This window comes from Frankia sp. Cppng1_Ct_nod (genome assembly GCF_920656135.1).
GTDB lineage: Bacteria > Actinomycetota > Actinomycetes > Frankiales > Frankiaceae > Protofrankia > Protofrankia meridionalis.
Genome location: NZ_CAKKTK010000057.1, coordinates 20,617 through 31,341, shown reverse-complemented (window position 1 = coordinate 31,341; position 10,725 = coordinate 20,617). Strand labels below are relative to the sequence as shown.

Genomic DNA, 10,725 nt, shown 5'->3' with positions numbered 1-10,725 from the left:
TAGGGACAATCACGTGGGCCTGTGCGGACCCTGCCAGCGTCGGGCGTCCGAGTTGGGGACGGGAGCCCCACAGGTGCCGCGCGCATTTTGGGACTCATCGGATCAGCTCCGGGATGCCCTCGACGCCTGGCACATGGGCTTGATGGTGGTGGCCTATCGTACCCACCCGTACCACGGCGCTCCCCTGCCTCAGGAGACGGTGGCCCGGTGGATGGGGATCACCCAAACACAGCTCAGCCGCATTGAGGCGGGCGCACCGATAACTGATCTTAAAAAGCTGATCCAATGGGCGGAGACGCTGCACATCCCGGAGGATTTACTGTGGTTCAAGCTACCTCGGCAACGGCGTCCGGGTCAGTTGCAAGCGAGCCAGGCGGCTCTGCCCTTGCTTAATCTGGAGCACGGCGAAAGCGGAGCTGTCCCGGCATCTGACCCCTACCGGGTCATCGCCCACGTTGGGGAGGTAGTAATAGTGGCAATTGATCGGCGTACCTTCCTCGCGGGTAGTGGTGCCGGCCTTTTGATTGGCGGCAAGGTAATGCCGCTGACTTCATACCGGCAAGTTGCCCCGGAGGTACTCGCACACCTGGCCGCGCAAATTGACGGCTACTACGCGGCTGAAGCAACCCTTGGACCGCATACTGTTATTCCGTCGGTGCTGGTGCAACAAGAGCTTATCCGGCAGTTTCTGAATGTGGCCCGTGGCGACAGTCGCCAGGCCATCCTTCGGCTCAATGCCGCATACGCGGGCCTGGTGACATGGTTATACCAGGACGCCGGCGATTTGGGGACGGCTTCGCATTGGGCTAACCAGACCCTTGAATTGGCGCACCGGGTCGGGGACGTGCAGCTTATACGACACGCCCTGACCAATAAGGCGATGATCTGCACGGACGAATTGGACGGTCCCGGCACGCTGGACCTGACGAGCGCGGCGCTCGTGGGCGAAAACGCCCTTTGTGTCAAGGTTAGGGTTCAGGCGATGCAACAAACCGCCCACGGGTTCGCCCTAATGGGCGACCGCCGAGGAGCCGATTACGCTTTGGATAAAGCGGCTGCTCTGCTCCACAAGGTGGATGACGATTATCCGTGGTTCAATGCCTGCCGCCGGACGCCTGGTTACATCGAGGCTCAGCGCGCCACGTGCTATGTCCGTCTGGGTCTTGGGACGGAAGCGGTTAGCTTGTGGGAGCAGGTTATCTCTGGGCTTCCGCCGGCCGCACGGCGAGACACCGGTGTGTATCGGGCGCGGCAAGCGCTGGCCTGCGCCCAGGCCGGACAGCCTGATGCAGTCGTTGTTGCCGTGGGCCAAGCGGTTGCCATTGCCCAGGAGACAAGTTCGGCCCGGCTCCGGCAGGAACTGGGATCGGTCTGGAACCAACTCGTTCCGTGGCACGACGAACCCGCCGGGTGCGAGGTAAAGGAACTGCTGGCGCAATTGTAGGAGGTATAACGGATGGGCTTGCGTGATCCCCTGCCAGCCGAGGATGTTACCCGCCGCCTGAGCGAGTTTGACGGGTGGGAGAAGGCGGACGACCGGCCGGAAATCCATAAGACTTTCGTCGTGGAATACTATGCGGCGATCCGGGTGCTGAGCGAGGTAGTCGAGGTCGCGAAGGAGCTTCAGCACCACCCGGACGTGGAGCTTCATTGGGGACGACTCACCTTCAGCTTGACGACTTATAGTGCCGGCCAGCAAATCACAGAGCTGGACTTTTTGCTGGTGGGCCGCATCGAGCAAGTGCTGAAGAACTACGCCGACGCTTCTAAGGCTTGAGGGGGGCTGAGAATGAATAGCCCCGGGTTCTTTGGGGACTGGTTGGTTACGCTTCGGTCGGCATGGCAGGTCTGTTCCAAAGATTTTCATTTTTGCGGTTGCGTCGCGTCGATGTCCCCGGCCAGGCGGATGGCGCGGATTTCCGCTGGTGCCGGCCGTCCGGGATAAGTGATCTGATATAGCGGGTCCGGCCACCGGCCACCGGCCACCGGCCACCGGCCACCGGTCGGGTCCCGGGTCGGCCCCCGCGGACGTGGTGCCGGTGCGGCTGGATCCGGAACCGCGGGCGGCGCTTGCCGCGCGGGTGGCTGCCGATCATACGAACGCCAGCGACGTCATCCGCCAGGCACTCCGGGCGTGGCTCGACGTCGCGTAGTCGTCGACGTCGTTGACAGGCGACTGAGCTCGGTGGATGCGTTGAGATGACACGCCGAAGATTCAGGAGCGGTACCAGGCACAAACAGTGGGCTCGGGTTCCGAGCGCCTGGTGGTGGGGTGAGCGGTCGCGGTCCGGGTACTCGGTTGAACCGTGGTGGCGTGGGATGCTTACGCTGTGTCTTAATCCGGGGGTGTGACGGGGGTCGGGGATGCCGGCGGCATTGACGGTGCGACTGGAGCCCTCGGCGCATGTGCCGTCGCCGCGGCAGATGCTGGGTGCTGCGGCCGGTCTGTTCGAGTCGCCGGCCGGGGATCACCATGCGGCGGTGAAGCCGTTCGCGGCCGGCCCCTTCGTGGATGACGGCACCGGGACGGTGTGGCGGTTGGGGTGGCTGGCGGATGACGGTCTGCCGCCGCGCTGGCCGCCGGCGGTGATCCGGTTCGGTGGGGACGTCCGCCGGGTGATCGGGTTCGGCGGTGAGGTGCATTCGTTTGCCGCGCTGGCGGGGTCGGGAGCGGCCCGGCGGGCACGGGTGCGGATGGTGACGCCGACGTTTTTCTCCCGGAACGGCCGGGATCTTCCGCTGCCGGAGCCGGTGTTGCTGGTGCGGTCGTTGCTGGTCCGGTGGAACGCGCACGCTCCCGCTGCTCTGCGGGTGGCCGATGATGACGCGCGGGCTGTCGTGGGGGCGGTGTTCCTGGACGCGGTGTCGGGGGCGAGCCGGCGGGTTGAGGTGGCGTCGGGGTTGCGGCAGGTCGGGTTCGTGGGGGATGCGGAGCTGCGGCTGCTGCGGTCCGCACCGGACGCGGCGGCGGAGGTGTTCGGGGCGTTGCTGCGGTTCGCCGGGCTGGCCGGGGTGGGTGCGCAGACGACGTGCGGGTTCGGTGCGGTCGAGGTGGAGCTGTCGTCCGGTCGGGGCGGGTAGCCGCCGGTGGGTTCGGTGTACGCGCGGGCGTTCGCTTCGCAGGCGTTGCTGGATGCGTGGGCGCAGGTGCGGGAGGCGGCCGAGGAGCGTTCGGATTTCTGGATCGTCCGCTGAGGGATACCGCCGGGGGGTATGGAAAGATCTGTACAGGGTTTGCCGGAACGGCTGTTTTCGATCTCGGTCCGGCCGCGGCCCGTTTCCGCAGCTCACAGCACATGTCGATCATAAAAGTCGGCATCTGGGATGTATCCGGGGCGGGGCGTACGCCCAGGTCCGTCCGTGATACCCTCGTCGCCGCAGGTCAGCGGGGGTGCCGACAGGGGTGCTCCTGCTAAACCCAGCCCGATCATGAGGGCATAGAAACGATGACGTACCACTGCTTCAGGACCTCGGTGTCGACCTGCTAAACCCAGCCCGATCATGAGGGCATGGAAACTCCAGAATCGCGCCCGCGTACTTGTTGAACGGGGTGACTTGCTAAACCCAGCCCGATCATGAGGGCATAGAAACCCGTTTAGCGCGCTGTCCAGCGTGTAGAGGTAGCTTGCTAGACCCAGCCCGATCATGAGGGCATAGAAACCCGTTTAGCGCGCTGTCCAGCGTGTAGAGGTAGCTTGCTAGACCCAGCCCGATCATGAGGGCATAGAAACATCAGGAACGGGACCCCGAGCAGGTTCAGGTTGCCTGCTAAACTCAGCCCGATCATGAGGGCATAGAAACAACATGTAGACGAACGCGTCGGTGTCTCCGGCCGGGCGGATGGCGCGGATTTCCGCTGGTGCCGGTCGTCCGGGATAAGTGATCTGATACGGCGAGTCCGACCGCCGACCGCCGACCGCCGACCGCCGACCGCCGACCGCCGACCGCCGACCGCCGACCGCCGACCATCGGTCGGGTCCCGGGTCGGTCAGCGCGGTGTGGGCGCCGGGGGTACCGGAAGGCACCGCATAAGCTCCACCATGCGCCTCCTGGTGGTCCGGGTGGTGGGAACGGGACGGAAGGGCAGGTGGTCGGCGCATGGCACGGGATGGCGGACGGCGTGGTGACCCGCCGCAGTCTCCGCCGCCGCTGTCGGTGGAGGTGATCGACAGCCACTGCCACCTCGACATCATGGGCGGTGACGTGGCGCACGCGATCGCCGCCGCGCAGGCTGTCGGCATCCGGCGGATGGTGACTGTGGGTATCGATTTGGAGACCAGCCGTTGGCAGGCACGGGTCGCGGCCGAGTATCCGGACGTGTACGCGGCCGTCGCGATCCACCCGAACGAGGCCGCCGAGGGGGTCGACGAACACACCTACGCCGAGATCGCCGAGCTTGCGATGCTGCCGAAGGTGCGGGTGATCGGGGAAACCGGCCTGGACTACTACCGGACCCCGCCCGAGCGGCACGCCGCTCAGCAGGAAAGCTTCCGCCGTCACATCGCGATCGCCAAGCAGACCCGGCGCACGCTCATGATCCACGATCGGGACGCGCACGACGACACGCTGCGTGTCCTCGCTGAGGAAGGCCCGCCGGAGCGGGTCGTCTTCCACGCCTTCTCCGGCGACGCCGCGATAGCGAAGGTCTGCTCGGACGCGGGCTATGCCATGTCGTTCGCCGGGAACGTGACGTTCAGGAATGCGCAGGGCCTGCGGGACGCCGCCGCTGTCGCACCTCGTGACCTGCTCCTGGTCGAGACCGATGCGCCGTTCCTGACCCCGGAGCCGTGGCGCGGCCGGCCGAACAGCCCCTACCTGGTGCCTCTCACGCTGCGGGCGCTCGCCACCGCTCGGGGTGAGGACGTCGACACCCTCGCCTCGGCGGTCGCCGCCACGTCCGAGCGGATGTTCGGACCCTGGTAGCCGCCGGTCCCGGCCGGCTTCCGGCGGACGGGCTGCTCACCCCCGCGGACGTGCGGTCGCTCGCCGGCCGGCTCGGCGTGCGCCCGACCAAACGACGGGGACAGAACTTCCTGGTCGATCCGAACACCGTGCGCAGGCTGGTGCGCCTGGCCGAGGTGGGGCCCGGGGACATCGCGCTCGAGATCGGGCCGGGCCTGGGTTCGCTGACCCTCGGCCTGCTGCCCGTGGCGGGCCGTGTGGTCGCGGTCGAGGTGGACGACCAGCTTGCCGCGGCCCTGCCCGCCACCGCCGCGGCCCGGCTCGGCCCGGACCTCGCCGCCCGGCTGACGGTGGTGGCGGCGGACGGGCTGCGGCTCACCCCCGCCGACATCCCCGGCCCGTCCGATGCTCCCGATGCCCCCGGGTCACCCGGTGATCTGCCGGGTGTCCTCGCCGCGAACCTGCCCTACAACGTGGCCGTGCCGTTGCTGCTCGGCGTCCTCGAGCGTTTCCCGTCGGTCGGGCGCGGGCTGGTCATGGTGCAGGCCGAGGTCGCGGACCGGCTGACCTCGCCGCCGGGCGGGCGGGTGTACGGCGTACCGAGCGTCAAGGTCGCCTGGTACGCCGCGGCGCGGCCGGCCGGTCCGGTGCCGCGGGCGGTGTTCTGGCCGCAGCCGAACGTCGACTCGTCCCTGGTGGCGTTCACCCGGCGTGAACCACCCGGGCCTCCGGAATTACGCAGGTCCGTCTTCGCCGCGGTGGACGCGGCCTTCGCGCAGCGCCGCAAGACCCTGCGGACGGCCCTGACGAGCTGGGCGGGCTCGCCCGCGGAGGTCGACCGCCTGGCCCTGGCCGCGGGCGTTGACCCGTCCGCCCGTGGTGAAACCCTCGACGTCGCCGCCTTCACCCGTCTCGCGCTCGCCCGCACCGCCGGTGCTCCCCCGGTCTGCTGACGGAGCCCCTTATCGGGTTCGGCCCGCCGGCGAGAACAAGGCGATGGTTTTTCTGACGGCGTGACTCAAGAGATCGTTGTGCCTTTGCTGTTGTGAACGCGAAATGGCAGTCCGTGCGCGCCGATCAACAGACTTGCGACAGACGCCGGTCTGTTGGTGAGTGGGCATTGTTCTTTTTCTGATGTTCTGTTGGCCGGTGTTGGTGGGGACGGGCCGACGCGCGGTGCCGGATCGGCCCGGACGTATTGTCCGATACGAAGTATTGTCCGACACGCGGCGCTCCGTGTCGGACAGGACGTTTGGATGCGTGTTCGCTGCCCCGTGTCCTGATGTATATCCCGACCAGGCGGTCGGGGCTATCGGATCGGGCTATCGGATCGGGATATCGGATGGGACGGAGGTGGGGTGTACGTGTCCGCAGGCACCGAGCCACCGGCGATCGAGGCCGGAAGAAACCTGCTGCCCTGGGACGGCGACCGGGGGCCTGGCCAGTGGCCCACCGCTGTGGCGGTGGATCAGCCGCCCCGTCACCGCCATGGGCGGTCGGCCGCCCACGGCACGAGTGTGGTGATCAGGGCTGGCGTCGCTGTGTGCACGCTGGGTGTAGTTCTTGGCAGCGTTGTCGTGCTGGGAAATCACCGTTCAGGTAATGAGACAGGGCCGTCGGTGACCAACGTGGGGTCCATGAACGGTGAACTCCGGCCCACGGCCCCGTCCGGGCCTATGCCGCCGGCAGCGGTCTCGGCCTCAGATCTGACCTCGTTCGGTGAAGTCAGGCCGGCTGCTGGCCCTTCGGCCACCCCGACGACGGCCCGGACCGTGCAGCCGATATCCGCATCCAGCCCGGACGCGGCGCCTGTCACGCCAACCCGCTCCTCCGTGGCAACACCGGCCATCACGACGTGGTCGCAGTCCACCCCGTCGGCCGAATCGTCGTGCTATCCCCACCAGGGGCGGGGGCACAAAGCAGGCTGTTAGACACCTGGAGCCGCCAGCGGCGCGGAAAAATTATGAGCGCGCCACCTTCAGCCGGTCGGAAAACAGGAGGTCGCCAATCACCCGGTCAGGATCCGGTGTAGAGCCGGTCGAGGTCGATCAGTTCGACATCGGGTGATCCGGCGGCATGCGCGGCCAGCCGGTCGGTGAAGCCACTGCGGGAGAACAGCAGGAGTCGTACCCCGTCGAGAGCGTCCGGCAGTACCGACCGCAGGTGCCGCATCCGGTCGAGTTCGTCGACGTCGACAGGTGTGGCACGCCATTTTGCCTCCCCGATGGCGAGCACCCGGTTCGGCTCGTTCGGGCGGACCTCGATGGCAACCGTGTCGATCTCATGCTCGCGGGAGGCACAGGTCGGGTCCGGGCATCGAAGGACCGCGGGCTGCACCCTGCCTGCCCGGCCACCGAGGGTGGCCGGCGACGCGTGAGCGAGTGTCCAGGCGCGGGCAACGTTTTCGAAGTGCGGTCCGTAGATCTTCGCTGACACCGTGTCGGCGATTTCTGGCCAGACCTCGGCCCCGCGGCGCAGGGACAGACGTGTCTCGTGCGGGCGGATCACGAGCTGCTGGAAGCGCAGCACCGGCTCCGCGAGGTTGAAGCTCGTCTTTCGTTCGTGGAAGGCGTCCGCGTGTGTCTCGACGAGTTGCGCGTCGACCAGGACGGACAGGGCGTGATGAACAGCGCCGCTGTCCCGGCCGAGCTCGCCTGCGATCTGGCCGCGGCGGGTACGCCCGTTCGCTATCGCACCTAGCACGGCGTAGTACGGCGCAGGGTTGGTGACAGCAGGTTCCTCGGCGAGTAGGACCCGCCCCTCCCGGAACATCGCACCCGCCGGGTTGAGTAGGCGCCGGATGACCCAGGCATCCAGATCGCCGTCGTCCTTCGGCGCGTCACCTGCGCAGAAGTCGAGGTAGGCGGGCGTTCCACCCACGAGAGCATGCACGCGTAGCGCGATATCCCACTGACCCGTGAGCCGCCACAGGCCTGCCGCGTCACGGAAGTCGAAGGGATGAAGCATCAGTTCGGTCGTTGCCCGCCCGCGCAGTGGAGCGGATGCGGCAAGCAGACCACGCATCAAGGTCAACGCGCTGCCGCACAGGATCAGCCGGGTCCGGGAACGCTGCCGGGCCCGTCCCCGTGGGCTGAGCGCGTTCTGGAGCAACGATGGGATCGCGTTGTTCTGGGCCACCAGATAGGGGAACTCGTCAAGGACGACCGGCAGTGGGGCGTCGCGGTCCTCACCGAGCCGCAGCAGTGCGTCGATCGCCTGGGCCCAGTCGGTGAACGTCACCGGATAGGGCGAACGGGTGAAGCGGGTGAACGCCGCGGACAGATCCGCGAGGTTCTGAGCATCGGACTGCTCGACGCCGGTGACCATGAAGCCGCCTACGGCTTCGCACAGTAGTTCGAGGATGAGCGTCTTGCCCTGCCTGCGGCGTCCGTAGACGAGTGCGAGGGTCGCGCCCGGCGACTCGTCGCCCGAGAACGTGGTGAGGTCGGCCCACTCCGCGTCGCGGTCGAACAGCTCCGGCGGCTTGGCAAGCATGATCCTCCTTAGGGATTGGCGACTTATGATAAGTCGCCAATCCCTAAGGAGTGCTTATCGTGCAGGGAAGAGCGATCAGTGGACGCGGTCGGAGTGGCCGGGGCTGGGGACGAGTTCAACCTCGGCTGCGACGTCCGGTCGCGCAAGCGCGGTCCGCGCGTGCGGCAGGGCGACCTGCTCGATGCCGGTGCGGACGCGGTTGATGTCCGCTTCCGGATCCATGGTCACGATTACTCGCAGCAGCGGGTGTTTTTCCTTGCCGAGGAGGCGGGCGTGTACCTGCCGTACGCCTCTCATACCGGTCAGTTCGTTCTCCACGGCGATGGTGAAAGCCCGTGCATCCACCCGGACGCGGCCGAACGTGTCGTTCACGACGTACAGCCCGGACAGCCGCCCGGTGGAGCGCTGCGCCCACAACCAGGCGAGCGCCAGCAGTACGATCAGGCCCGTTGCGACCCCCACCACCGGCCAGAACCACGCGTGGTCGGCGGCAAAGGCCCGGTTGTGGGGGGTGAGGGTCGGCCGGTTCGAGACGTCCGTGCCGAACACGTCACGACCGGCAAGCAGCACGACGACTCCGCTACCCAGGCAGACGAGCCCCAGCAGGATGAACAGTGCCCGGTTCACCCGGTCCACCCGGAGGGTGAACGGGCGTTTGCGCGGTCGGAGCGTGGGAGCCGGGGCGGCCCGGTCGGCCGCATCGGCATCGGCATCGGCATCGTCCGGCCGGGTGGGCGAGCCGAGTCGGGGGATCGGGCTGTCGATCGCCGCATAGCCGACCGGATGACCGACTGGGGCGGCGGTTCCGCTCATTTCTGCTCCTCCCGGTCGTTTGCTGTATCAGGCTTGGTCAGGTCCAGCCCGACCGGGTACGAACTCGTCCGCCCGCTCCCGGTCGACGTGCCGAAGTTCTCCGCGGTCGCGGACCCCGTCCCGGTGGGAGCCGCGGGTGGCGTTGCCGCGGGTGGCGTCTGCGGCGCTACGGGAGAAGCGGTCGGTTCCGGCACGACGTTCCCGTCGCCGGACGCGGGACGCGACGTCTTCAGCTTCACCTTCGGGGGCGTGGCCAGGTCGAAGGACGCGAGTCGCTCGCTGACCTCATGGTGCACCTGTGTAGGCGCGTCCGCCGCTGTCCGGGGGCGGAGATCGACCTTTACCTTTGCGGTGCGCCGTCGGACCCGCACCGTTGCGTGGGTCACCCCGTCGACGTCGGTGGCGGCGTCGCGCAACGAACGGCTGATACCCGAGCGGGAGGCGAACGTGGCCGTCCCGGCCGATGACGGCCGCACCACGAACCATGACACCCGGCCGCGTCGCAGCCCCAGCAGGAGCAGCACGACCCCGACTGCGCTCAGCACCGCTCCGAGCACGGTCGGGCCGGTGTCGGACCAGGCGTTGCGCGTCATGGCGCCCACCGCTGACGGCCAGTCGATGATGCTGTAGCTCTCGTCGAGGGCGGCGTTCACCATCTCGACGATCGCGATGACACCAACCGCCGCGATGGCCGCCGCGAGCAGCGCCGCGACAATCCGGTTTGTCACGCGCACAGTGGTGACCTTTCGTGAGCTACTGCACCCGGATGTCCGGGCCTGAGCCGATCTCGAAAGCGGATACGTCGATGTCGATATGGGTGACCCGCAGACCGGCCAGATCGGCGACCTGCCGGATCACCTGTGCTCGCACATCATCGCATATATCAACAATTCGGGCAGGATATCGGATGGACAGCGACATCGAGATCCGGGTGCTGCCCCGGCCGATGCGGGCCGACGCCCGGGGTCGGCTTCCGTTGCCGGCGGCCCGTACGCGCCCCCCGGGGAGTCGTCGGCTGGTGAGCCCTCCGACGGATTCGACGTCCAGCGCCGCCTCCGCGGCGATCTTTTCGACCACCCGGTTCGCGATGACCAGCGTCCCTCGCGTGACCGCGTCGACCACTGCCGGGCTGCCGGTTGACGTGCTCATCGCGAATCGCGGCGTCCACCGCCACTGATGTAGTGGCCGATGTCGATCTCGCCGTCCACGACCTTGCCGATCAGCAGGCCGATTCCGCCGAAGACCAGAACAATCAGGAACTCGCCGAAGCCGCCGAGGGCGAGCGCGAGACCAGAGACCAACCCGGTGATGAGACCGAGTGCGCTTGAACGCATCGAAGCCTCCTCGTCGTGTGTTACCGCACCCGCGGGGGAAGTCGTGATCCCTGCCGGTGCCGTTGAACCCGGTGCCGTTGCACCCATTGTCGTTGTACCCAGTCGGCAATGGTCCCCAGACCTGAACGCCTGCGGTACACGGTCACCTCACCCTCGGTGGGTCGCGGTGACCGCTCCGGGC

At 67.6% G+C, this 10,725-nt stretch carries 11 protein-coding genes; 5 read left to right on the top strand and 6 right to left on the bottom strand.

The genetic code is table 11. The annotated features are described in order from the left end of the window. From NBW77_RS15835 to rsmA, 5 genes are all read left to right on the top strand, one after another. Positions 1-1,444: helix-turn-helix domain-containing protein (locus tag NBW77_RS15835; protein WP_250279935.1), on the top strand; the 1,444-nt coding region annotated here is incomplete at its 5' end. Between the two features lie 12 nt (positions 1,445-1,456). Next, the gene (locus tag NBW77_RS15830; protein WP_131745289.1) at positions 1,457-1,777 is read left to right on the top strand and encodes a 4a-hydroxytetrahydrobiopterin dehydratase; all 321 of its coding nucleotides are present in this window, start codon (positions 1,457-1,459) and stop codon (positions 1,775-1,777) included. A gap of 605 nt (positions 1,778-2,382) precedes the next feature. After that, a complete protein-coding gene (gene cas6, locus NBW77_RS15825) occupies positions 2,383-3,081 on the top strand; it encodes a CRISPR system precrRNA processing endoribonuclease RAMP protein Cas6 (protein WP_250279937.1) in 699 nt (232 codons plus the stop codon). Positions 3,082-4,098: 1,017 nt separating this feature from the next. Continuing rightward, on the top strand, positions 4,099-4,923 hold the full coding sequence (locus tag NBW77_RS15820; protein ID WP_131745292.1) for a TatD family hydrolase: 825 nt from the start codon (positions 4,099-4,101) through the stop codon (positions 4,921-4,923). 77 nt (positions 4,924-5,000) lie between these two features. Further along, entirely contained in the window at positions 5,001-5,855 is an 855-nt protein-coding gene (gene rsmA / locus NBW77_RS15815; protein WP_131745293.1) for a 16S rRNA (adenine(1518)-N(6)/adenine(1519)-N(6))-dimethyltransferase RsmA, read from the top strand. Positions 5,856-6,490: 635 nt separating this feature from the next. On the opposite strand, the gene NBW77_RS15810 is transcribed toward rsmA, so the two are convergent. The 6 genes from NBW77_RS15810 to NBW77_RS15785 all read right to left on the bottom strand — a co-directional run bounded on the left by NBW77_RS15810 (position 6,491) and on the right by NBW77_RS15785 (position 10,544). After that, positions 6,491-6,718 (bottom strand): hypothetical protein, encoded by a 228-nt coding sequence (locus NBW77_RS15810; RefSeq protein WP_165485820.1) that lies wholly within the window; start codon positions 6,716-6,718, stop codon positions 6,491-6,493. A gap of 200 nt (positions 6,719-6,918) precedes the next feature. After that, positions 6,919-8,397 carry an AAA family ATPase gene (locus NBW77_RS15805; protein WP_131745295.1) on the bottom strand — a complete coding sequence of 493 codons (1,479 nt, stop codon included), beginning with the start codon at positions 8,395-8,397 and terminating at the stop codon, positions 6,919-6,921. 75 nt (positions 8,398-8,472) lie between these two features. After that, entirely contained in the window at positions 8,473-9,210 is a 738-nt protein-coding gene (locus NBW77_RS15800) for an Asp23/Gls24 family envelope stress response protein (RefSeq protein ID WP_131745296.1), read from the bottom strand. After that, on the bottom strand, positions 9,207-9,944 hold the full coding sequence (locus NBW77_RS15795) for a DUF6286 domain-containing protein (protein ID WP_131745297.1): 738 nt from the start codon (positions 9,942-9,944) through the stop codon (positions 9,207-9,209). Before NBW77_RS15795 ends, NBW77_RS15800 begins: the two co-directional genes overlap by 4 nt. A gap of 19 nt (positions 9,945-9,963) precedes the next feature. Beyond that, a complete protein-coding gene (locus NBW77_RS15790; RefSeq protein ID WP_131745298.1) occupies positions 9,964-10,359 on the bottom strand; it encodes an Asp23/Gls24 family envelope stress response protein in 396 nt (131 codons plus the stop codon). Beyond that, entirely contained in the window at positions 10,356-10,544 is a 189-nt protein-coding gene (locus tag NBW77_RS15785) for a hypothetical protein (protein ID WP_131745299.1), read from the bottom strand. Before NBW77_RS15785 ends, NBW77_RS15790 begins: the two co-directional genes overlap by 4 nt. Positions 10,545-10,725: the final 181 nt, after the last annotated feature.

Bases quoted from the DNA above. Each gene is read 5' to 3' on its own strand.
- NBW77_RS15820 (WP_131745292.1), top strand. From the start codon at position 4,099: ATGGCACGGGATGGCGGACGGCGTGGTGACCCGCCGCAGTCTCCGCCG.
- NBW77_RS15785 (WP_131745299.1), bottom strand. From the start codon at position 10,544: ATGCGTTCAAGCGCACTCGGTCTCATCACCGGGTTGGTCTCTGGTCTC.
- NBW77_RS15830 (WP_131745289.1), top strand. From the start codon at position 1,457: ATGGGCTTGCGTGATCCCCTGCCAGCCGAGGATGTTACCCGCCGCCTG.
- NBW77_RS15805 (WP_131745295.1), bottom strand. From the start codon at position 8,397: ATGCTTGCCAAGCCGCCGGAGCTGTTCGACCGCGACGCGGAGTGGGCC.
- NBW77_RS15790 (WP_131745298.1), bottom strand. From the start codon at position 10,359: ATGAGCACGTCAACCGGCAGCCCGGCAGTGGTCGACGCGGTCACGCGA.
- NBW77_RS15800 (WP_131745296.1), bottom strand. From the start codon at position 9,210: ATGAGCGGAACCGCCGCCCCAGTCGGTCATCCGGTCGGCTATGCGGCG.